We start from the raw sequence: 22268 nt of genomic DNA on the forward strand, positions 1-22268 counted from the left end.
ACCAAGTAACTATCTAGTTATTGACATCCCTCGCGCACGTGGTCTACGGTCCATGTATCTATCCAGTTAGTTATAGAATCGAGGGAACCTCACCATGGAACAGCGCGTACTCGGCGGTCGGGGCCTGACCGTCGGCGTCCAGGGCCTCGGCCTCATGGGCATGAGCGTCTTCTACGGCGCCACCGACGACACCGAGTCCCTGGCCACCATCGACCGGGCGCTGGAGCTCGGCGTCACCCTGCTGGACACCGCCGAGAGCTACGGTCCCTTCGTCAACGAGCAGCTGCTCGGCAAGGCGCTGGCCGGGCGCCGTGCGGCCGCCGTGGTCGCGACCAAGACCGGCGTGGAGATCACCGACGACGGCCGGACGGTCGGCCTCAACGGCAGGCCAAAGTACGTGCGGCACGCACTGGAGCGCTCGCTGCGGCACCTGGGCACCGATCACGTCAACCTCTACTACCTGCACCGGATCGACCCCCAGGTGCCCATCGAGGAGACCGTCGGCGCCATGGCGGAGCTGGTCGCCGAGGGCAAGATCGGGCACATCGGCCTGTCCGAGGCCTCCGCGGGGACCATCCGGCGGGCCCATGCCGTCCACCCGGTCACCGCCCTGCAGACCGAGTACTCGCTCTTCGAGCGCGGCATCGAGCACGACGGTGTCCTGGACACGATCAAGGAGCTGGGCATCGGCCTGGTCGCCTACTCCCCGCTCGGCCGCGGCTTCCTGTCCGGTGCGATCACCAGCCCGGACGACTTCGCCGAGGACGACTGGCGCCGTACCGACCCCCGTTTCCAGGGCGAGAACTTCGACCGCAACCTCGACGTCGTCCGCGAGGTCCGCCGGATCGCGGCCGAGAAGAACGTCACTCCCGGTCAGCTCGCCCTCGCCTGGGTCCAGCGGCAGGGCGCGGTCGCCATCCCCGGCACCAAGCGCCGCCGCTACCTGGAGGAGAACGTCGCCGCGACCGAGGTGACGCTCACCGCCGCCGACCTCGCCGCCATCGAGGCGGTCGCCCCGCACGGCGCGGTCGCCGGCGACCGCTACGCGCCCGAGCACATGGGCACCCTCAACGGCTGAGCGCCCGCCGTCCCGGACCCGCGGCGATGCGGAGCGATGCAGAAGGAAGCTCACGACCATGCCCCAGCCCGGGTCGCCCACGAGGGCGGCGAACAGCGCTGGACTCCCGTCGCCGACACCGGCGTCCCGGTAACCGGGCCGGGCTCGGCCCCGTACAGAACCACCTCTCACCTCATCAGGAGACACACCTCATGTCCGTACCCGCAACCCCCCACACCTTCAGTGCCACCACCACCGCCGCCGAGGCCGTCGACGGCGCCGACCTGCACGGCCGGCGGGCCGTGGTGACCGGCGCCAGTTCCGGGATCGGAGTGGAGACGGCCCGTGCGCTCGCCTCGGCCGGCGCCGACGTCACCCTGGCCGTGCGCAACACCGAGGCGGGCGACCGCGTGGTGGGCCGGCTGGAGGCCGAGCTGCCGCCCGGGGCGGGAAAGCTGACCGTGGCACGGCTCGACCTGGCCGACCGGTCGACGGTCGCCGCCTTCGTGGCCGAATGGCAGGGGCCGCTGCACATCCTGGTCAACAACGCCGGAGTGATGGCGCCGTCGGAGGTCACCCGCACACCGGACGGCCGGGAGCAGCAGTTCGGCGTCAACCATCTCGGCCACTTCGCCCTCACCACCGGCCTCCACGCGGCGCTCGCGGCGGCGGACGGCGCGCGGATCGTGTCGGTCAGCTCCACCGGCCACCTCTTCTCGCCCGTCGTCTTCGACGACCTGGACTACCGGTTCCGCCCCTACGACCCGTGGACCTCCTACGGTCAGTCGAAGACCGCCAACATCCTGTTCGCCGTGGCCGCCGCCGAGCGCTGGGCCGACGACGGCATCACCGCCAACGCCCTGATGCCGGGCAACATCGCCGACACCAACCTGGCCCGGCACATGGACATGCGGCAGGTCGCCGACTTCATCGCCTCGGGCGAACTCACGCTGCCGCCGCGGAAGACGGTGGAGCAGGGCGCCGCGACCTCGGTGCTGCTGGCCGCCTCCCCGACGGTGGCGGGCGTCACCGGCCGCTACTACGAGGACTGCGCGGAGGCCGAGCCGGTCACCGAGCGCGCCGGTGCCGTCGGCGGGGTCGCGCCGTACGCCCTGGACCGGGACAACGCGGCCCGGCTGTGGGCGGTGTCCGAGGCGCTCGTGGCGTGAGCGCGCTCAGAGTGCGCGGTACATGATGTGCAGGCCGACCGGTCCGTGTTCCGGATGGTCGAAGGCCTCCGGGACCGTGCCGATGATCCTGAAGCCGAGGGAGGTCCACAGGGCCACTGCTGGGTTGGTCTCGACGACGGCGTTGAAGACCATGGACCGGTAGCCGTGCGCCCGGGCCTCGGCCAGGACGTGTTCGGCCAGGGCCCGCCCGATGCCCTGGCCGCCCCGGTCGGGGTGGACCATGAAGCCGGCGTTGGCGACGCCCGCGGCGGGGCCCCCGTAGTTGGGGGTGAGGTAGGCGGAGCCGACGACGGCTCCGGTGGGGTCCTCGGCGACGTAGACCCGCTTCGCCGGGCTCATCCACAGGGCGCGGGCCGCCTGCTCCGAGGTGTCGGGGTCCCAGCCGTACGTCTCGGCGGCGGCGACGATCCGGTGCCAGAAGGGCCAGATCTGCGGCCAGTCGGCCGCGGTGGCTGCTCTGATCAGCATGGGCGTGAGTCTCGCACGCCCATGCGCATCGGCGATCGCGACAGGGCTGACCGGCCGGTCAGTCCACGCTGGGCAGGATATGGGGCTCGGCGAGGTCCTCCTCGTAACCCGCGAGGCGGATCGGGGCGGACCGGGCCCACACGTCGAGGCTGCCGAGCTGTCCGGGCCGGCTGCCCACGCGCTCCGTGCGTTCAGTGGGGCGCTGCTCGCGATTCGTCTTCTCAGGTGTCACCGCGCACTCCTTTTGTGTCGGTCACCCTCGGGGCGTACCGGACAGTCTGCGTTCCGGTGCTCGGCGCCCGCTCGGGTCTGGGTGGAAGGCCAGTTCGGACGCGGTGGCGCCGGTAACTCACAAGAGAGCAGGCCGTTGTCGACCGGCTTGTCCCGGGACGGACCGTGGGTGTGGGTGGGACCCCTTGATGCTGTCCGTCCCCTATAGATTAACCAAATGAGCGCAGGCCCGCTCGATAGGGAGTGCAAACAAGGTGTAACTATCGCGAGTCGCTCCGCAATCCGGGCGCCCGCAAATACACCCGTTCGTAACATGATGCCCCGTTTACGCTCCACACGCCCGACCCAAGCGGGCGAACACTCATTCGAACGGGCGGGCGCCGCTCCCGCACAGGCTGTGCAGTTCAGGTTGCGTTGGCCGGGTCGAAAACTCGACATGATCCGATGGCACAGGACAACGGCTGTCTCGCGGAAGGACTGACGCATGGAGCTGCGCAGCGTCGAGGAGCTGATGGATCTGCTGTACGCCTGCCGGCACCAGCGCGCCCTGCGCACCGCGGCCCTGCTGCGCCGCAGCCGCCCTGCCGACAAGGAGCTCCAGGTCGCGGGCCTGGTACACGGCCTCGAGGAACTGCTGGGCCCCGCCGACGGCGCCGCGCGCGCGGTACGGCATCTGCTCGGGGAGCGGGTCCACCATCTGGTGCGCGGGGACGGCGCCCCGGCCGACGACGACGTGCTGCGACTGCGGCAGGCCGACGAGGAGGCCCGTACCGCGGGGTTCGACGCGGGCGTCCTGGAGGACTGGCGGACCGTCCTGGAACTGGTCGCGGCCCGCAACTCCCGCCTCGGGGCTGTCGACTGACGGCTCGTCATGAGACGGTACGGCGATGACGTCGTCGTACGGGCTCAGGGGCAGGACGGCCGTCGTGACCGGCGGCACGCGCGGGATCGGGCGCGCGGTCGCCGGGGCGCTCGCGGCGGCCGGGGCGCTGGTGTGCGTGAGCGCGCGGGACGCGGACGAGGTCCGGCGTACCGCCGCGGAGCTGGGCGGGACCGGCCTGGCCGGCAGTGTCGCCGAGCCGGAGCACGCCCGGGAGCTGACCCGGCTGGCGCTCGGCGCGTTCGGACGACTCGACATCCTCGTCAACAACGCGGCCACCAATCGCCCCTACGGACCGCTCATGGACGCCGATCTCGGCACGTGGCGGGAGGCTTTCACGGTCAACGTCGAGGGGCCGCTGCGGCTGACGCAGTGCGCGTGGCGGGGCTGGATGCGCGAGCACGGCGGCTCGGTGGTCAACATCTGCACGGAGGGCGCGGCGCATGTCGGCCCGGACGTGGGCGCCTACGGCACCAGCAAGGCGGCACTGCTGCATCTGACCCAGCAGCTGGCGGGGGAACTGGCGCCCCGGGTGCGGGTGAACTCGGTCTCGCCGGGACTGGTGCGCACGGAGATGGCCCGCTTCATGTGGGAGCCGCGGGAGGAGGAGATCGCCGCCGGGCTGCCGCTCGGGCGGATCGGGGAGCCCGAGGACGTGGCGGGGGCGGTGCTGTGGCTGTGCTCGGACGCCGCGGCGTGGGTGACCGGAGCCGACTTGCTGGTGGACGGCGGTACCCGGGTACGAGCGGCACACCGGCTTGCCTGAGGGGGCGCGGGGAACTGCGCGAGCAACCACGCACGACCCGCACCGGCCCCCGGCCCGCACCCCTCCTCGACCGGACCGCCGGAGGCACCCGCACACCGGCACCCGAGGGGGACCGCAGGGCGCCGGTGCCGGTGGCCGCCAACGACTAAGCGGGGCCTACCACTTGCCCGGCTCGTAGTCCTTCAGGAAGACCCCGTACACGTCCTCGCCCTGCTCACCGCGGACGACCGGGTCGTAGACGCGGGCCGCGCCGTCGATCAGGTCGAGCGGGGCGTGGAAACCGGCCTCGGCGAGGCGCAGCTTGTCGTAGTGCGGGCGCTCGTCGGTGATCCAGCCGGTGTCCACGGAGGTCATGAGGATGCCGTCGGTCTCGAACATCTCCACCGCACTGGTCCGGGTGACCATGTTCATGGCCGCCTTCGCCGCGTTGGTGTTCGGGTGCCCGGCGCCCTTGTAGCCACGGCCGAAGACGCCCTCCATCGCGGAGACGTTGACCACGTACGACCGTCCGCGCGCCGCCTGCCGCGCGGCCGCGGCCATGGCCGGCCGGAGCGCGCTGATCAGGATGAACGGCGAGGTGTAGTTGCAGAGCTGGGTCTCCAGGAGCTCGACCGGGGAGATCTGGTCGATGGTCTGCACCCAGGTGTTGCTGTCGACGACGTCGGGGACGAGACCGCCCGCGTCGATGGCGGTGCCGTCGAGGTGCCGGGCGACACTGGCGTTGCCCGCGACCAGCGCCAGGTCGGCGACCTGCTGGGCGTCCAGGCCGCTGGTGCCGAGGGGCAGCGCGGCGAGACCGTCCACGGCACCCGAGTTGAAGGCACCGATGACCTGGTGGGCGGGGAGTTCACCGGCCGGCAGCGGGGCGCTCTCGCCCTCGACCAGGGCCGCGTAGGCCGAGGGCAGCCGGCGCACGGTCTGGGTCGCGTTGTTGATCAGGATGTCGAGGGGGCCCGCCGCGGCGACCTGCTCCGCCAGGGCGACAGCCTGGGCGGGGTCGCGCAGGTCGATGCCGACGACCTCCAGGCGGTGCAGCCAGTCCGCCGAGTCCTCCATCGCCTTGAAGCGGCGGATGGCGTCCTTCGGGAAACGCGTGGTGATCGTGGTGTGCGCGCCGTCCCGCAGCAGCCGCAGCGCGATGTACATGCCGATCTTGGCGCGGCCGCCGGTGAGCAGGGCGCGCTTGCCGGTCAGGTCGGCGCGGGCGTCCCGCTTGGCGCGGTTCAGGTCGGCGCAGTCCGGACAGAGCTGGTGGTAGAAGTAGTCGACCTCGACGTAGCGGCTCTTGCAGGTGTAGCAGGAGCGCGGGCGCTGGAGTATGCCCGCGATCCTGCCCTCCTCGGTCCGGGAGGAGGGCAGCAGGCCCTCGGTCTCGTCGTCGATGCGCTGGGCGGAGCCGGTCGCGGTGGCCTCGGTGACCGCCTTGTCGTGCGCGGTCTTGGCGGCCCGGCGCTCCTGGCGGCGGCGCTGCTTGACCGTGCGGTAGACGCCGGCCGTGGCCCGGCGCACCGCGATGGCGTCCGGGTGGTCGACCTCCAGCTTGTCCAGCTCGTCGAGCACGCTGAGGCAGACGGCGAGCCGCTCCGGGTCGATGCCCGGGCCGTAGACCACCTGGTCCTCGGCCGTCGGGCCGTCCTGTGTCACCGTCATCGTGCCGCCGCTTCCCTGATCCACCAGCGGCGCTCCGACTCGCGCCCGCTTTCGAACAGGGAATTTTACGGAGCGCCGGGCAATACCTCCAAACCCGACTGGATCATGGCTCGCAGACCGAGATCAACGAGTCCACCTCGTCGGTCACCGCACGGGCCAGTACATCGAGGTCCGGGACGGCGGCCGCGTCCGCGACGAGACCGTAGTGCACCTGGTTGCGGTAGGTGGAGATGGCGACCGCGAGGGACTGGCCGGGCGCGAGCGGGGCCAGCGGGTAGACGGCCGTCAGCGGGTGACCGCCCAGGCGCAGGCCCAGGCCCGGCAGCGGGACGCTGGTGACCAGGATGTCGAACCAGAGCCGGGCCGCCTGGCCGACGAGCGGTCCGCCGAGCCGGTGCCCGAGGGCGGGCACGTGGTCGGCGAGCAGCGCGACGGCACCGGCGCCCCGGTTCGGGCCGGCGTCCTTGTTGCGGACCATCGCCGTGCGGACGCGGTCGAGGCGGGCGAGCGGGTCCGGGTTGTCGACCGGAAGCCGTATCAGGTAGCCGGAGAGCCGGTTGCCCTGTGGGGTGGCGGTGCGCGGACGGCGTTTGGAGACCGGGATCAGGGCGCGCGGGGCTACGCCGTCGGTCGGGTCGCCGCGCTCCTCCAGCCAGCGGCGCAGCGCACCGGCGACGACCGCGATGAGGACGTCGTTGACGGTGCCGCCGACGGCCTTGCGGACCCGGTGCACATCGTCGATGTCGAGGTCGACGCCGGCGATGCTGCGGGTGCCGGTCGGTTCGGACCGCAGGGCGGCCGAGGAGCTCACCCCGAGGGCGGACAGGGCGACGGAGGCGCCGATGTCCAGGGCCCGGCCCACGTCCGAGAGCGCGCCGCGCACCAGCTCGGGGACCCTGCGGACGTCCGGCAGCGCCAGCAGCGTGCGCGGTGCCTCGATCGGACGGGGGGCGCGCTCGGGCAGGTCGAGCGGGTCCATGACCCCGGCGGCCAGCTTGAGGGCGCGCAGCCCGTCGGCGAGGGCGTGGTGGAACTTGAACAGCACCGCGAAGGACACCCCGTCCTCGCCGGGCAGCACGTGCGCCTCCCACGGCGGCCGGCCGCGTTCCAGCGGGCGTTGCATCAACCGGCCGGCGACGGCCTGGAAGTCGTCGGTCGGGGCGTGCAACCGGACGTGGTCGAGGGGATCGAAGTCCGGGGCACTCTCGCGGGCGGCGCCGCCGAACGCGAGCGGCTGCCAGACGTCTCTGATGCGCATCCGCAGTCCGGGCACGGCGGCGGCACGGGCCGCGAGCAGGTCGGCCGCGTGGGCGCCGGCGGTCGGCGAGTGCGCCGAGAAGACGCCCAGCGCACCGAGGTGCATCGGGTGCCGGTCGGACTCGATGTTCCAGAACGCCAGATCGAGAGGGGCGAGCAGGTCATTCGCAGTCATCAAAGGGGGCCTCGCGTCGACGGAGGGTGGATCAGCAGTCAAACGCCGACCTCTGATTACGGTCAAGTACGATCACGCTACGCTCAGTTAACACCAGATTAAGCCCCGCCTCCCCCGAAAGAGGCGGGACTCATGGGACACCTGAGGTCACCTCAGCGCCGGTGGCGCCGCCTGGGGTGACGTACCCCACTCTGACGGGCGCGGGCCGACCGTGAACGCCAGCGAGCGCAGGGTGCGCAGCGAACCGTTCGTCAGATAGGTGCGGCCGTACTCCGATCCGTCGACCCGGGCGGTCTGGACGTACCGGTCGGCGGCCGAGGTGCCGGGCGCGGTCACCGTGAAGCCGCCGCTCGGCCAGTAGCGGCGGTCGAGGCGGACGTCGACCCGGTCGAAGACGGGCGTCGACAGGCCCCACGTGCCGTATCCCGGCTGGACGGGGAAGAGACCGATGGACGACAGCACGTTCCAGGCGGACATGGTGCCGAGGTCGTCGTTGCCGGTCATCCCGGACGGCCCGTCGGTGAAGAGGGTGAGCGCCGCGTGCACCACGTCGGTGGTCTTCCAGGGCTGGCCGGTGGAGAGGTAGGTGTACGGGGCGATGAGGTCGGGTTCGTTCATCGGGTTGTAGACGGCCGCGCGGTAGTAGTCGTAGGCGTTGCCGTGCACCCACACCTCGCGCGCGGTCTTCTCCGGGTCGGCGAGCAGCCTGTCGTAGGCGAAGAAGGAGTCGAGCCGGCGGTTGGTGGCGTGCTCGCCGCCGATCAGGGAGATCACGCCGGGCAGGTCCTGCGGGACCAGCCACTGGTACTGCCAGGCGGTGCCCTCGTGGAAGCCGATGCCGCGGGCCGGGTCGGGGTCGCCGGTGAAGGCGCCGGAGGCGTCCCGGGCGCGGAAGAAGCCGGTCGAGGGGTCGAAGACGTTGCGGTAGTTCTGGGCCCGGGTGGCATAGCGGGCCGCGTCCGCGCCATGGCCGAGGTCCCGGGCCATCTGCGCGAGCATCGCGTCGGACAGCGCGTACTCGAGGGTGACGGAGGCGCCGTGGTCGTAGTCGGAGTCGCCGACCTTGGTGTGCGGGCGGCCCTTGGCGTAGGGCGCGAAGCCGTCGGCGAGGTACTCGGCGTTGGCCTCGCGGCCGACGCCCGGGTTGGCGGCCGGCGGCACGCCGTCGGCGTTCTTCCGCAGCACCCGGTACGCCCGTTCCTCGTGGCCCTTGAGCAGGCCCGCCTGGTAGGCGGTGGTCAGGAACGGGGTGACCGGGTCGCCGGTCATGATGTTCGTCTCGACCGTGCCGTAGCCCCACTTGGGCAGCCAGCCGCCCTCCTCGTCGACCTTCAGCACCGACAGCGCCATGTCCCGTGCCTCGCGCGGTGCGAGCAGGGCGAGCAGCTGGGCCTGGGTGCGGTAGGTGTCCCAGAGCGACCAGTTCTGGTAGTAGGTGAACCCCGCGGAGCGGTGGATCCGGCGGTCCCAGCCGGTGTACCGGCCGTCCGCGTCGTCGCCGACGTTGGGCGCCAGGAAGGCGCGGTACAGGGACGAGTAGAAGGTACGACGGAGGGTCGCACCGCCGCCCTGGACGCGCACCCCGCCGAGCCGGCGCTCCCAGGCGTCCCTCGCCTGTCCTCGTACCGCGTCGAACGAACGGCCGCCCTCGGCACGCAGGTTGACCTCGGCGCCGCGCGCGTCGACGTACGACAGGGCGGTGGTGGCCTCGACGGTACGGTCCCGGGTGGTGTCGAAGCGGACATAGGCGCCGTCGGCACCGGTGCGGGCGCCCGGGGTGATCGCGGTGCCGTTCCAGGTGCCGTAGGCGGTGAAGGGGCGGCTGAAGCGGGTGACCGTGTACACGGTGTAGGGGGCGGTCTCCCGGCAGAAACCGTGCCCGGTGATCTTCGTACGGACGGTGTGGTCGTCGAGGATCTCGACCTCGCTGCTCACCGGCTTGTGCAGCGCCTGACCCGCGTTGAGCAGGACGTTGGCCTTGTCGGTGGCCGGGAAGGTGTAGCGCTGGACGCCGGTGCGGGCGGTCGCGGTCAGCTCGGCGCGGACGCCGGAGTCGAGGCCGACCCGGTAGTAGCCGGGGCTCGCCTCCTCGTCGGAGTGGTCGAATCCGGCCGCGTACCGGGCGTAATCCGTCTGGGTGATGTCCCCGGTGGTGGGCAGGACGGGCAGGTCGCCGCCGATGCGGCAGCCGACGCCCGAGAGGTGGACCAGGGAGAAGCCGCGGATCTGGTGCTGGGCGTAGTCGTAGCCGGTGCTGTGCCCGGTGTCCGGGGAGAGCTGCACCATGCCGAAGGGCACGGCCGCGCCGGGGAAGGTGTTGCCCTCGTTCTGGGTCCCGATGAAGGGGTTCACCAGGTCGGTGAGGTGGCCGTCGGTCGGTTCGGCGGCCCCTGCGGGGGCGGTGAGCAGCGCGGACGCTGTCAGCACCCCGGCCAGGCACAGCCGTGTGCGCCGGGTCCCTCTCATGTCGGATGACCTCCGAAGGTTCGACGTCGTTGTCTGCATCGTGAAGGGGAAATGCCGCAAAGCCCGGCACATAGGGGTTTTCACGCGCAGCGCGTCGCACGAAGGGACGGGACGGTACGAGAGGGGCGACGAGTCGGGCCCGGCGCGGGAACGGCGCCGGGCCCGGGTGACGCGGAGGGGGAGCTACGAAACCAGCTGCCCCTTCCCGAGGGCGATCACCCCGCCCTTGGAGACGGTGTACAGCTCGGCGTCCCGGTCGGGGTTGACGCCGATGGTGGCGCCCGGCGGGACCTCGACGTTCTTGTCCAGGACCGCGCCGCGCACCACCGCGCCCCGGCCCACGACCACGTTGTCGTGCAGGATCGACCCCTGGACCACCGCACCCGGGTCGACGCGCACGCCCGGTGACAGCACGGACCGGGTGACCTGGCCCCGGATCAGGCAACCGGCGCTGATGATGGACTCGCTGGCCATGCCGCCGGCGTTGAAGCGGGCCGGGGAGAGCTGGTAGGAGTGCGTGTAGATGGGCCAGCTGCGGTTGAAGAGGTTGAAGGCGGGCCGTTCGGCGATCAGGTCCATATGGGCGTCGTAGTACGCGTCGAGGGTGCCGACGTCCCGCCAGTAGCCGCGGTCGCGGCTGGTCTCGCCGGGGATGTGGTTGGTGCCGAAGTCGTAGAGCTGGGCCTCGCCGCGGGCGGTCAGCTGAGGCAGTATCGAGCCGCCCGTGTCATGCACGGAGTCGTCGTCCTCGGCGTCCCGGTGCAGGGACTCGACGAGGGCCTTGGTGGTGAAGATGTAGTTGCCCATCGAGGCGAAGACCGTGTCGGGGGCGTCCGGCAGCCCCGGCGGGTCGGTGGGCTTCTCCAGGAAGGTCTCTATCGTCTGCCCGTCCGAGGCCGGGGTGATCACACCGAACGCCGAGGACTCCACGCGCGGGATGCGGATGCCCGCGACCGTGACCCCGGCGCCGCCCTCGATGTGCTGCTGCAGCATCTGCCGGGGATCCATGCGGTAGACGTGGTCGGCACCGAACACCGCGACGTAGTCGGGCTGTTCGTCATGGACCAGGTTGAGGGACTGCAGGATGGCGTCGGCGCTGCCCAGGTACCAGCGCGGCCCGAGCCGCTGCTGCGCCGGGACCGGGGTGACGTAGTTGCCGAGCAGGCTGGACATCCGCCAGGTGGTGGTGATGTGCCGGTCCAGCGAGTGCGACTTGTACTGGGTCAGCACGCAGATGCGCAGCACGTCCGCGTTGACGAGGTTGGACAGCACGAAGTCGACCAGACGGTACGTCCCGCCGAAAGTGACAGCTGGTTTCGCGCGGTCGGCGGTCAGGGGCATCAGGCGCTTGCCTTCCCCGCCCGCGAGCACGATCCCGAGTACCGAAGGCCCACCACGACGCATGGCCGCTCCCCTCACCCTGGTGCTCCATGCCTGCCCTCGAAGCACTCCCGCTAAGCCTGTACCCCGATCGCGTCGAACAGGCGGCCTGCCAGTTACGACTGCTTGAGGATCTCCTCGTAGAGCCGGACCGTGCGCCGGGCCACCGCGTCCCACCCGAACTCGCCCACGGCGCGCTCCCGTCCGGCCTCGCCCATCCGCCGGGCCGTCTCCCGGTCGCCGACGATCGAGTCCAGCGCCCGGGCCAGGCCCGCCTCGAAGTCGTCGTCGAGATCGACCAGCAGCCCCGTCTTGCCGTCCTCGACGACCTCCGGGATACCGCCGACCCGGGACGCCACCACGGGCGTGCCGCAGGCCATCGCCTCCAGGTTGACGATGCCGAGCGGTTCGTACACCGAGGGGCAGGCGAACACGGCCGCGTGGGTGAGGAGTTGGATGACGTCCGCGCGCGGCAGCATCTGCGGGATCCAGTGCACGCCCTCGCGGACCCGGCGCAGCTCCTCGAACAGCTCACGGAACTCCCGGTCGATCTCCGGGGTGTCGGGCGCTCCGGCGCACAGCACCACCTGCACGCCGGGGTCGATGTCCCGCACGGCGCGCAGCAGATGGGGCACGCCCTTCTGACGGGTGATGCGGCCGACGAACAGCACGTAGGGGCGGCCCGCGTCGATGCCGGTCCGGGCGAGGACGTCGGTGGAGCGGTCCGGCCGGTAGAGGGCGGTGTCGATGCCATTGTGCACGACGTGGACCTTCGCCGGGTCCAGGGCGGGGTAGCAGCCGAGGATGTCCGCGCGCATGGCCCCGGAGACCGCGATCACCGCGTCGGCGGCCTCGATCGCGCTGCGCTCGGCCCAGCTCGACAGCGCGTATCCGCCGCCGAGTTGCTCGGCCTTCCAGGGGCGCAGCGGCTCCAGCGAGTGCGCGGTCACCACGTGCGGGACGCCGTACAGCAGCTTGGCCACATGGCCGGCGAGGTTGGCGTACCAGGTGTGGGAGTGCACGAGTTCGCGGCCTTCGAGGCCGGCGGCCATGGCGAGGTCCACGGAGAAGGTGCGCAGCGCGTCGTTGGCGGTGTCCAGCGCGGACCAGGGGCGGTGCCTGACGACGCCGACCCCGCGGCCCTCGCCCCAGCAGTGCACCTCCAGGTCGACCAGCGGCCGCAACTCCCTGGCGAGGAACTCCAAATGAACACCCGCGCCGCCGTAGACGTCCGGAGGGTACTCCCGGGTCAGCAGTCCCACTCGCACCCGCAACCCCCTGATCTCCACGGCCGGTTGTTCCATGGTCACCCAGATGCGGCGCGCGGGGAAGAGCACGGTGGTTGTGTGAAACAACAGTCACCGCAGACCCCGCCGCCCGGTACCCGGTAGTACAGACAGCAGCTGCGCCGCCGGAAGGCCTGGCCGGTGCGGATGCCGGTGGCACTCAGCAGGGGGTGCGCGAAGAGCGCGTCGACGAGGGTGCGGGTCCGGTCCGCGGCCTCGGCACGGCCGTCGGCACGGGCCCGGCGCTCCAGCTCGCGGGCGGCGCCGGCCAGCGCGGAACCCGCGTTGCCCCACAGCAGGCCGGCGGCAACGCCGTAGCGGGCCCGCAGGGCCTGCGCCAGGGGTTCGAGATGGCCGTGTACGACGGCGTCCGCGAGCGTGTCCGGTCCGGCGCCGCCGGGCAGCGGGCGGACCTCGGTGAGCCAGAGGTCGTCGGGGGCGCCGGCACCGGCGTCCCAGCGGAGCAGACGGGGGTCCAGATCGGGGAGGCGGCCGTAGCGGGCGGCGCAGCCGAGGGCGACGGACCAGAGCCGGGCGGCCAGTCCCTGATGGGCGATGGAGGCGGCGACCCGGAGCTCGGGGGTGCGGAGACGGCCCGCCACCACCCCAACACGGAAAGTTAGGATATTTTCGTAAACATCCGATGTGCCTTTTTTATAAGCTTTTGCAAGGCTTGGCAGTTTGCTGATCCGCACCGCCTCCGCGTCTCCGGCCGCCGATCGGAGCGTCCGCAGCACGAAGAAGCCGCCGAGCGGCCGGAGCGCGGCGAGATCAGGGTCCAGATCCACGAACAGCAGTAGTACCAGGCTTCTTAGGACTCCGGGGCCCCGGCTCTCCACCCACCGGCACCCACCCTGGGGATGATCAGAGACCTCCCCTACTCCATCGGTAGTACGAGGCATTGGGTGCTCAGGTACGACGACGGGAAGCGATCGGGCGGGCACAGTGTTGCTCATGGAAGCCGACCGTTCACCGTGCGGGACCGTCCTGCGGATCCGCCCGACGCTGAGGAGCCCTGCATGAGTTCCCTGGCGTTGTCCGTGCTGCTGTCCTTCGTGTCCGCCGTCGCCTACGCCGGTGGAGCGATCGTGCAGGAGCAGGTCGCGGTCACCTCCTCCGACGAGCAGTACGCGCCGCTGCGCCGCCCGAGCTGGTGGGGGGCGATGGGGCTGAACGGCCTCGGTGGCCTGCTGCACGTCGTGGCGCTGGCCTACGGCCCCCTCAGCCTGGTCCAGCCGCTGGGCGCGCTCACCATCGTGTTCGCGCTGCCCATGGCGGCCCTGTTCGTCGGCCGCACGGCCGGCTCCACCGCCTGGCGGGGGGCGATCATGGCCACCGTGGGTCTGGCCGGTCTGCTCTCCCTGGTGGGCTCCTCCGACTCCCACACCCTGGACTCCGCCGGCCGGACCGGGGTCGCGGTGGTCACCGGCGGGGCGATCGTCGCGCTGATGGCCGCCGGCCGGGCCGCGCACCGGCACCCGGCGGTGCGCAGTGTGCTGCTCGCCGTCGCGTCCGGCATAGCCTTCGGCATGTCCTCGGTGTTCACCAAGGTCGTGGCGATCGACTGGGACGGCGGGATCGCCGTGTCCGACGCGCTCTGGCTGGCCGTGATCGGCGTGTACGCCGTCGCCGGCGTCATGATCTCGCAGTCCGCGTACCGCGGTGGCGGCCTCGCCGCGCCGCTGGCCACGCTGACGGTGGTCAACCCGGTACTGGCCGCCGCGGTCGGCATCACGATGTTCGACGAGACGTTCCGCTACGGCGCGACCGGCACCCTGCTGGCGCTGGGCTGCGGTGTGGTGGCGACGGGCGGCCTGATCCTGCTCACGACCGAACGCATCGAGAGCACCCCGCACCCGGCGCACTCCACACCGGAGCCCGAGACCTCCCCCGAGCCACTGGTCGAGGCCCTCGTGGAACTGGCGGAGGCGGCCCTGGCGGGGGCCGGTGCGGCCGAAGCGAGCCTGGCGAAGGCAGTGCCGGCCGCGGCGGGGCCGGTGGACGCGGGCCTGGCGAAGGCCGGCCTCTCGAAGGCCGAGCCGGCTGAGGCGGGCTCGGTGGACGACGGGCCGGCGGTGCACGGCGCGGTGCTCCCGGTGCTGCCCGAGATGCCCCAGCAGCGCACCACGTCCGTGCCGGACGTGGTGCTCCCCGCCGTCGGCCATGTGCCGGCCCCGGTGCTGGACCGGCACCGGATGCGGGTCAAATCCTGACGCCGCCGGCCCGGAGATAGGCGACCGGGTCGATGTCCGTGCCGAATCCGGGCCCTGTCCGCACCTCGAAGTGCAGATGCGGGCCCGTGGCATTTCCGGTGGCCCCCGAGCGGCCGATCCGCTGCCCCGTGGACACGCCCTGCCCCGCCCGCACGGAGATGGCCGAGAGATGGCCGTACTGCGTGTAGCGGCCGTCGGCGTGCCGGATGACCACCTGGTAGCCGTACGAACCGCCCCAGCCGGCCGTGACGACCTGCCCGGCCTCGACCGCCTTGACGGAGCTGCCGGTGGGCGCCAGGAAGTCGACGCCGGTGTGGTAGCCCTTCGACCAGTGCGAGCCGGACGCGTGGTACGCCGTGCCGACCGGGGCGTCGACGGGGGCGACGAGGGAGTGGTCGCTGTGGGAGGAGGCCTTCTTGGTCCGGGCCTCCGGCCTGGCCTTGGTCTTCGTCCTGGCCGGCTCGGACGACCTGGCCGCCGTCTTCTTCGCCGACGATTCGGTCTTCGTGGCCTTGGTCGCGTGGCCCGTCAGGCTCAGCCGCTGGCCGGGCAGGATCAGGTCGGGATCGGAGCCGACCGTCGCCCGGTTGGCCGAGTACAGCCGGTGCCAGCCGCCGGTGACGTCGTGATCCTCGGCGATCCCGGAGAGCGTGTCGCCGTGCACCACGGTGTACATCTCGGCCTTGCCGGCCCGGGACTGCGGTGTGGTCTGCGGCTGTACGTCCCGTGCCGAACTCCTGGCGGGACGGGTGGAGGCGCTCTCGGTGTGCACCTCGGGCGTGCCGCCGCCGCGGGTGAGCCCGGCCCGGACCGAGCAGACGGGCCAGGCGCCCGGCCCCTGGCCGCCCAGGACCTTCTCGGCCACGGCTATCTGCTGGTCCTTGGTGGCGAGGTCGGCACGCGGCGCGTACCGGGTGCCGCCGTAGGCCTCCCAGGTGGACTGGGTGAACTGAAGACCGCCGTAATAGCCGTTGCCGGTGTTGATGCCCCAGTCGCCGCTGGACTCGCAGGCGGCGACCTTGTCCCAGGTGGACACGGAGGCCGCGTCGGCGCTCCCGGCGGCGGCCAGCGGAAGCGCCAGCCCGGCGCCGCCCGCCGTGACGGTCAGCGAGGCGCGGTTGATCCTGTTCGGCTGGTACCGGCGGTGCCGGCCGCGTTCGGCCATGTCTGAGATCCCCCTCGCCACGCGCGTCAGGAAGGCCAAAAGTAAGTGCCCCGAACCGGCCATGACAAGACAGCAATCAGCCGCCTCTCGCACCTGGCGGCACGGCCGTCACGCCGTGAAGCGGCGTGCGGCGAAACGGCATTGACCCGCCGTCAGTCCAGGGTGCCGCGCGGCACTCCCGCGAAGTGTCTCGAGAGGCTACTGAGGCTTCGGCCCCTGTGGTCCGTATCTGCAAGTGCGGCCGGTCGAACGGCGAGTCAGGATGGCCTTTGGGCAATACTGGCGGGCATGAGGGGCGGCAGCATCCCTTGCACGTTCTACGGGATCGACTTGATCTTTGAGGAGCAGGCGGTATGAGCACTTCGGCGCAGATCGGCGTCACGGGTCTCGCGGTCATGGGCCGCAACCTCGCCCGGAACTTCGCGCGCAACGGCTACACGGTGGCGTTGCACAACCGCACGGTGTCCAAGACACACGAGCTGGTGGAGAACTTCGGGGACGAGGGCGACTTCATCGCGGCCGAGACCGCCAAGGAGTTCGTGGAGGCGCTGGAACGGCCCCGCCGGCTGGTCATCATGGTCAAGGCCGGTGACCCGACGGATGCGGTGATCGAGGAGTTCGCACCGCTCCTGGAACCCGGCGACATGATCATCGACGGTGGCAACGCGCACTTCGCGGACACCCGGCGCCGTGAGAAGGCGCTGCGCGAGCAGGGCATCCACTTCGTCGGCATGGGCGTCTCCGGCGGCGAGGAGGGCGCGTTGCACGGGCCGAGCATCATGCCGGGCGGCCCGAAGGAGTCGTACGACTCGCTGGGCCCGATGCTGGAGAAGATCTCGGCGAAGGCGGCCGACGGCGCGCCGTGTGTGACGCACATCGGCCCCGACGGCGCCGGGCACTTCGTGAAGATGGTCCACAACGGCATCGAGTACGCCGACATGCAGCTGATCGGTGAGGCGTACCAACTGCTGCGGGATGTCGCCGGGTACTCCCCCGCGCAGATCGCGGACGTCTTCCGGACCTGGAACACGGGCCGCCTCGACTCGTACCTCATCGAGATCACGGCGGAAGTGCTGGCGCACGTGGACGCGGCGACCGGCAAGCCGTTCGTGGACGTGGTGGTGGACCAGGCCGAGCAGAAGGGCACCGGCCGCTGGACCGTGCAGATCGCGCTCGACCTGGGCGTGCCGGTGTCGGGGATCGCCGAGGCGGTTTTCGCGCGCTCGCTGTCCGGTCACGCCGACCTGCGAGCCGCCTCCCGGGGGCTGGCCGGTCCGAAGCCGAAGGCGCTCTCCGAGGCGGAGGCGGGGGCGTTCGCCGACCGGGTGGAGCAGGCGCTGTACGCGTCGAAGATCGTGTCGTACACCCAGGGCTTCCACGAGATCCAGGCGGGAAGCGACGAGTACGACTGGAACATCGACCTCGGTGCGGTGTCCTCGATCTGGCGGGGCGGCTGCATCATCCGGGCGGCGTTCCTGGACCGGATCCGCGCGGCGTACGACGCGCGGGCGGATCTGCCCAGCCTGCTGTCCGACGAGACGTTCGCCCGGGAGATCGCCGGGGCGCAGGACGACTGGCGTGAGGTGATCATCGCGGCGACCCGGGAGGGGGTCGCGGTGCCCGGTTTCTCGGCGGCGCTGGCGTACTACGACGCGCTGCGGGCGGAGCGGTTGCCTGCGGCGCTCACGCAGGGCCAGCGGGACTTCTTCGGGGCGCACACCTACCGGAGGGTGGACCGGGAGGGTGCGTTCCACACGCTGTGGGGCGGGGACCGCAGCGAGGTCACCGCGTAGGCGGACCCGAGCGCCGGAGGCGGGCGCGGGTGAGCTGCGGGTTCGCGCAGTTCCCCGCGCCCCTCTTTTTTGGCGGGGGCGAGCCTGTCGGTTCTTTCTTGGCGGCGCGAGCCTGCCGGTGGGGCGCGGGTCTGTCGTGGGGGCTTGCGCGGTTCCCCGCGCCCCCTCGTGTTCGGGTGCGGGGGCGTTGTGGGGGTCGCGCGTGGTTTCCGCGCCCCTTTGGCGTGTGTGCCCGTCGTCAGGTGAGGGGTGGGCCCGGTTCCGGGGTGGGGTCCGGGTTCGGGGGGACGGGGGGCGGCGTGGGGGTCGGTGCGGGTGGGGTGGGGACGGGGCCCGGCGCCGGGGGTGGTTCGGGGGTGGGGACCGGGCTGGGGTAGGGGTCCGGAGGCTGGGGGTCAGGGGGTACCGGGGTGGGCTGCGGGTTCGTCATGGTGTCCTCCGGCCAGTGGCTCGACTTCACCTCTGGGGTGTACATCCCACGTACCCGAACGGGGCCGGTGCACTCACCCTGCCGCCCGCGCTGCCGCCGCGAGGCCGGGGCGTGGGCTGGAGAGGATCGGCACGGCTGTGGTCGTCAGCCGCTGGGCGGAGGCCATCGAAGCCTGGGCCAGGACGATCACGTCGGCGTCGGTGACGGCGTCCGCGGCGGCTGCCACCAGGCGGGCGCATCCCTCGATGTCGCCGGCCTCGAAGTGGGTCCAGGCGTCCGCCACGACCTGAGCGCGGGCGCGGATCGGGCGGTCCGCGCGGCGGGCCTCGTCCTCGATCAGGGCCAGGGTCGGGGCCAGGGTGCTCTCGACCGTCGCCAGGACGGCGACGCGGGGCCCCGCCGTCACTGCCGCCGCCGCCATCGGACGATCGCCCCGGATTATGGGGACGCCGACCTTTCCGGCGGCCCGTTCCGCCACCTCGCCGATCGTCGAGCAGGTGCAGAGCACGGCCCGTACACCGTCCGTCGCCGCCCGCTCCAGGGCCGCCGTGACCTCCGGTGCCACCGCCTCGGGGCCCTCCCGGCGGGCCCGGGCCAGGAGTTCCGGTGCCACGAGGTGCCGTAGCCCCAGACCAGGGTGGTCCTCGTCGCGCAGGGCCTCGAAGACGGGGATGTGGAGGGGGGACGTGTGAAGGAGGGCGAGCACGGGCGCTTCCTCAGAACCGGCCGGGGTGGGCGACCAGCCACTCCTTCGCCGCGCGCAGCAGCTCGGGGTCCGCCGCCGGCGCCACCTCGGGGTGGCGTTCGGCCCACCTGACGACGTACGGGCAGAGCGGGGCCACCGGGGTGTCCTCGCGCTCGGCGATCGCGTACAGCTCGCGGGCGAGGGAGCCCGCGATGCCCTTCCCCTCGTGTTCCGGTTCCACGATGGTGTGGACCGGCACCAGGGCCCGGGAGGGCGACTCCAGCACGAAGTACTCGACGTGGCCGACGACTTCGTCGCCGGCGACCGCCTCCAGACGACCGGCCTGCCGGTCGTCGCGGATCTCGATGTCGCTCATGTCGCCCTCCTGGTCCGCCGGTCAGGCCGACACGGCCTGCGGGCTGCGCTCCTGGTCCGAGCCGGGTACCGGCTCGGACGGGTCGGCGCCGAGCGCCACGACGCGGTTGTCGTGGTCGACGTGCACGACCCGCGGCCGAAGCGTACGCGCCTCGGCGTCGGTGACCTGAGCGTAGCTGATGATGATCACCAGGTCTCCGGGGTGCACGAGATGGGCGGCCGCCCCGTTGATCCCGACGACCCCGGAGCCCCGCTCGCCCTCGATGACGTACGTCTCCAGCCGGGCGCCGTTGCTGACGTCGACGATGTGCACCAGCTCACCGGGGAGCAGGTCGGCGGCGTCGAGGAGGTCGGCGTCGATGGTCACCGATCCCACGTAGTGCAGGTCGGCCTGGGTGACGGTGGCTCGGTGGATCTTGGACTTGAACATTGTACGAAGCATGGAGAAACTCCCGGTTTGCCTGCTCCCTGCCTGCTTTTGCAGGTCAAGGGCGGTCTTCGGAGGCTACATCGTTTCGCAGGTATGGTCAGCTGTCGCCAGGTGTACGAGGACGCTCACTGACCCGGTGCTGACTTTTCTGAGGCCCACTCAGGTCCAGCCGACAAAGAATTCCGAACGCGACGTCTGACCCGACAGCCCCCGGAGACCATCCATCGACATCACGTGGACGGCCCCGACGAGCGTGCCGGCGCCGCCATTCCTGGCCGGGTCCTCGATGCACCCCCGTGGGGAACCGGCACTCACGTGGCACAGCACTGCAAAGCCGACAGGGGGCGCGTCACGTGTCGGCCAAAGGGTGTTCCCTCGAGTGGTGCGGTCACTGACCCTGATGGCCATGGAGCCTTCGGAGAGGCAGCGGCAATCGAAGACATGCCATTCGTCGTGGAGTTCCGCCAGGACCGCGGCGGCGAGCCGGACGAGGGCGGGGTTCGAGGAAGGCTTGGACGACATCGGCTCGACGTTTGACTCCCGGCTCAGCCGCTCCAGCGAGTTGGTGCTCGAGACCTCCTTCCTATGGTCCGGTGGGAGGTCCGCTTCTGAACTTGAACGGGTGATGCCGGAGGAAGGGATGACCGCCGGGGGAACGAGAAGCCGGCTCTTCAGCAGATGCTCCGGAAGGGCTCGTCGGCACTCACCGCTCGAAGGTCCTGCACTCCTGTCGGGGGGGATGCAGCCCTCCGTGGTGTCCAGCAACGGTCGGCGCCGAGTACGGATCGGCGCACTGCGAGTACCGCAGTTCCTTGTCGTGCACCGCTCCGGGTCCGATGCAGGCTCCGGACCGTCCCGAGTTGGGTGGAGTCGAGTTGCTTGGCTTCACGCTACTGGCGGGGTGCGGAGTTCATACTCCACTGGACTGAGCATGCCCGGTGCGGAGTGCCTGCGCTGTCGGTTGTGGAAGATCTCCAGGTACTCGAAGAGCGCAGTGGACAGCTCCAGACGCGTCCGCCACCGTCTGCGGTTGAGCAGTTCGACCTGGACCCGGGCCCAGAAGGACTCCAACATCGCGTTGTCCACGCAGTCCCCGGTGGAGCCCATCGAGGGCAGCAGGTCGGAGGCCCTCGCGCGCTGGGGGAACACGGAAGTTGATCGGCTCGGTGGTTGCCACAGCGGTCGTGTCCCGACCCCCAGCGTCGCGCACAGGGCGTGCCGGGCGCCGGCCGTCGCCGGGTGTCGGCGATGTCACCCGTTCCTCGTCGCTCAACCCGGCGCACGTCGGGGTTGCCGCCATGGCCAGAAGAGGAAGACGATCCGGCCCGGACAACTCATCGGGTGTCCCGGCGCACCGGGAACGTTCTAGTCGCCGGTGGCCACGTCAGCCCGGAGCTCGGGACCAACGGACGAACCTCACCATTGCCCGCAGCGGATCCCGGCGGCAAGCTCCGTCTCCGCCGAGCGACACGGAGCCGATCGGGTGACGATGGACGTGTACTGACGTGACCACGCTGCTCCGAGAAGGAGGCAGACGTCATGACATCCCGTTCCGAGTCCCCAGGTCCCGCTCCCCCGCGCCGCACCGAGCCACAGGACACGCCCCTGGCCGAAGGTATGTCCTTCCTGGCGAACATGGGCTGGCAGATCCTCTTCACCATGGGCCTGGCCACCATCGCCCTGGGCGTCATCGCCCTGGTCTGGCCGGGCGCGACACTGCGGGTCCTCGGCGTGCTCTTCGGCGTCTATCTGCTGGCAACCGGCGTTTTCGAGCTGGCAGGGGCCTTCGGCACGCACGTGCCCCGGCATCTTCGCGTGATGCATTTCCTCACAGGCGCGCTCTCCATCCTGCTGGGGCTGATCTGCTTCCGGGGCGCCCTGGAGTCGATTCTGCTGCTCGCCCTGTGGATCGGCTTCAGCTGGCTGCTGCGCGGCACCATGGAGACGGTCGCGGCGGCCTCCGCCCAAGGCGTGCCGGCCCGAGGCTGGCACGTGGCCTTCGGGATCATCAGCGCTCTGGCAGGCATCGTGCTGATTGTCATGCCGTTCGCCTCGATCGCGGCACTCACCCTGGTGGTGGGCGTCATGGCCATCGTCCTGGGGCTGACCGAGGTGGTCCGGGCCGTCATGGTGCGAGTCGAAGTCGGCCGTCTCGCTCCGTCCCCCGCCGCCCAGCGGCGCCCTCTGTTCCACCGTCCGCACCCCCAGCACTGATCACCGGAGCCGGATCGGGCGGCCCCCTGCGAACAGCGAAAGCCGCCCGCCCCGACGGGCAGACACCTGCGCCGGCGCCGCACGGCCGCAGGCGACCGCGCTGCGCTCGTGGAGCAACGATCGCTCCGGCGCCGCCCGCTCGGCACCGTTCCCCGAT

Annotated in this window: 21 protein-coding genes; 7 read left to right on the forward strand and 14 right to left on the reverse strand. The window is 71.4% G+C overall.

Annotated features, from left to right (window positions below; all coding sequences use genetic code 11):
- Positions 1 to 94 precede the first annotated feature (94 nt).
- Complete coding sequence (locus ACZ4N4_RS18855) at positions 95 to 1078, forward strand: aldo/keto reductase (RefSeq protein WP_467589952.1); 984 nt, start codon at positions 95 to 97, stop codon at positions 1076 to 1078.
- Between the two features lie 191 nt (positions 1079 to 1269).
- Positions 1270 to 2226 carry an SDR family NAD(P)-dependent oxidoreductase gene (locus ACZ4N4_RS18860; RefSeq protein WP_467589955.1) on the forward strand — a complete coding sequence of 319 codons (957 nt, stop codon included), beginning with the start codon at positions 1270 to 1272 and terminating at the stop codon, positions 2224 to 2226.
- A 6-nt stretch (positions 2227 to 2232) separates the two neighbouring features.
- Here ACZ4N4_RS18860 and ACZ4N4_RS18865 read toward each other — a convergent pair whose 3' ends face one another.
- Positions 2233 to 2715 (reverse strand): GNAT family N-acetyltransferase, encoded by a 483-nt coding sequence (locus ACZ4N4_RS18865; protein WP_467589958.1) that lies wholly within the window; start codon positions 2713 to 2715, stop codon positions 2233 to 2235.
- A gap of 58 nt (positions 2716 to 2773) precedes the next feature.
- Complete coding sequence (locus ACZ4N4_RS18870) at positions 2774 to 2947, reverse strand: hypothetical protein (RefSeq protein ID WP_453567374.1); 174 nt, start codon at positions 2945 to 2947, stop codon at positions 2774 to 2776.
- Positions 2948 to 3430: 483 nt separating this feature from the next.
- On the opposite strand from ACZ4N4_RS18870, the gene ACZ4N4_RS18875 reads away from it, so the two are divergent.
- Positions 3431 to 3808, forward strand: coding sequence for a hypothetical protein (locus ACZ4N4_RS18875; protein WP_467589961.1), 378 nt, complete (start codon positions 3431 to 3433; stop codon positions 3806 to 3808).
- Positions 3809 to 3833: 25 nt separating this feature from the next.
- Positions 3834 to 4592, forward strand: a complete 759-nt coding sequence (locus ACZ4N4_RS18880) for an SDR family oxidoreductase (RefSeq protein ID WP_453567378.1) — start codon at positions 3834 to 3836, stop codon at positions 4590 to 4592.
- 156 nt (positions 4593 to 4748) lie between these two features.
- Here ACZ4N4_RS18880 and ACZ4N4_RS18885 read toward each other — a convergent pair whose 3' ends face one another.
- The 6 genes from ACZ4N4_RS18885 to ACZ4N4_RS18910 all read right to left on the reverse strand — a co-directional run bounded on the left by ACZ4N4_RS18885 (position 4749) and on the right by ACZ4N4_RS18910 (position 13594).
- Positions 4749 to 6242, reverse strand: a complete 1494-nt coding sequence (locus ACZ4N4_RS18885; protein WP_453567380.1) for an SDR family NAD(P)-dependent oxidoreductase — start codon at positions 6240 to 6242, stop codon at positions 4749 to 4751.
- A 103-nt stretch (positions 6243 to 6345) separates the two neighbouring features.
- A complete protein-coding gene (locus ACZ4N4_RS18890; RefSeq protein WP_453567382.1) occupies positions 6346 to 7674 on the reverse strand; it encodes a wax ester/triacylglycerol synthase family O-acyltransferase in 1329 nt (442 codons plus the stop codon).
- Positions 7675 to 7821: 147 nt separating this feature from the next.
- Positions 7822 to 10140 carry a GH92 family glycosyl hydrolase gene (locus ACZ4N4_RS18895; protein ID WP_467589965.1) on the reverse strand — a complete coding sequence of 773 codons (2319 nt, stop codon included), beginning with the start codon at positions 10138 to 10140 and terminating at the stop codon, positions 7822 to 7824.
- Positions 10141 to 10323: 183 nt separating this feature from the next.
- Positions 10324 to 11544 (reverse strand): glucose-1-phosphate adenylyltransferase, encoded by a 1221-nt coding sequence (gene glgC, locus ACZ4N4_RS18900; RefSeq protein ID WP_467589967.1) that lies wholly within the window; start codon positions 11542 to 11544, stop codon positions 10324 to 10326.
- Between the two features lie 92 nt (positions 11545 to 11636).
- The gene (gene glgA / locus ACZ4N4_RS18905) at positions 11637 to 12788 is read right to left on the reverse strand and encodes a glycogen synthase (RefSeq protein WP_467590644.1); all 1152 of its coding nucleotides are present in this window, start codon (positions 12786 to 12788) and stop codon (positions 11637 to 11639) included.
- Positions 12789 to 12826: 38 nt separating this feature from the next.
- Positions 12827 to 13594, reverse strand: coding sequence for a (2Fe-2S)-binding protein (locus tag ACZ4N4_RS18910; RefSeq protein ID WP_467589970.1), 768 nt, complete (start codon positions 13592 to 13594; stop codon positions 12827 to 12829).
- Positions 13595 to 13825: 231 nt separating this feature from the next.
- On the opposite strand from ACZ4N4_RS18910, the gene ACZ4N4_RS18915 reads away from it, so the two are divergent.
- Positions 13826 to 15019, forward strand: coding sequence for a DMT family transporter (locus tag ACZ4N4_RS18915; protein WP_467589973.1), 1194 nt, complete (start codon positions 13826 to 13828; stop codon positions 15017 to 15019).
- On the opposite strand, the gene ACZ4N4_RS18920 is transcribed toward ACZ4N4_RS18915, so the two are convergent.
- Positions 15009 to 16184: a transglycosylase family protein gene (locus ACZ4N4_RS18920; RefSeq protein ID WP_467589976.1), complete on the reverse strand. Its 1176-nt coding sequence runs from the start codon at positions 16182 to 16184 to the stop codon at positions 15009 to 15011. The genes ACZ4N4_RS18915 and ACZ4N4_RS18920 overlap by 11 nt on opposite strands.
- Positions 16185 to 16537: 353 nt before the next feature.
- Between ACZ4N4_RS18920 and gndA the strand changes: the two genes are divergently transcribed.
- Positions 16538 to 17977 (forward strand): NADP-dependent phosphogluconate dehydrogenase, encoded by a 1440-nt coding sequence (gene gndA, locus ACZ4N4_RS18925; RefSeq protein WP_453567393.1) that lies wholly within the window; start codon positions 16538 to 16540, stop codon positions 17975 to 17977.
- A 503-nt stretch (positions 17978 to 18480) separates the two neighbouring features.
- On the opposite strand, the gene ACZ4N4_RS18930 is transcribed toward gndA, so the two are convergent.
- From ACZ4N4_RS18930 to ACZ4N4_RS18950, 5 genes are all read right to left on the reverse strand, one after another.
- Entirely contained in the window at positions 18481 to 19113 is a 633-nt protein-coding gene (locus ACZ4N4_RS18930) for an aspartate/glutamate racemase family protein (protein WP_467589979.1), read from the reverse strand.
- Positions 19114 to 19123: 10 nt separating this feature from the next.
- Positions 19124 to 19468, reverse strand: coding sequence for a GNAT family N-acetyltransferase (locus ACZ4N4_RS18935; RefSeq protein ID WP_360479393.1), 345 nt, complete (start codon positions 19466 to 19468; stop codon positions 19124 to 19126).
- 21 nt (positions 19469 to 19489) lie between these two features.
- Complete coding sequence (gene panD / locus ACZ4N4_RS18940; protein ID WP_365793031.1) at positions 19490 to 19909, reverse strand: aspartate 1-decarboxylase; 420 nt, start codon at positions 19907 to 19909, stop codon at positions 19490 to 19492.
- A gap of 147 nt (positions 19910 to 20056) precedes the next feature.
- On the reverse strand, positions 20057 to 20419 hold the full coding sequence (locus ACZ4N4_RS18945) for a hypothetical protein (protein WP_467589983.1): 363 nt from the start codon (positions 20417 to 20419) through the stop codon (positions 20057 to 20059).
- Positions 20420 to 20782: 363 nt separating this feature from the next.
- A complete protein-coding gene (locus ACZ4N4_RS18950; protein WP_467589986.1) occupies positions 20783 to 21046 on the reverse strand; it encodes an integrase core domain-containing protein in 264 nt (87 codons plus the stop codon).
- A 390-nt stretch (positions 21047 to 21436) separates the two neighbouring features.
- Between ACZ4N4_RS18950 and ACZ4N4_RS18955 the strand changes: the two genes are divergently transcribed.
- Positions 21437 to 22111 carry an HdeD family acid-resistance protein gene (locus ACZ4N4_RS18955; protein WP_467589989.1) on the forward strand — a complete coding sequence of 225 codons (675 nt, stop codon included), beginning with the start codon at positions 21437 to 21439 and terminating at the stop codon, positions 22109 to 22111.
- Positions 22112 to 22268 lie beyond the last annotated feature (157 nt).

The organism is Streptomyces sp. NPDC026538, from assembly GCF_055567535.1.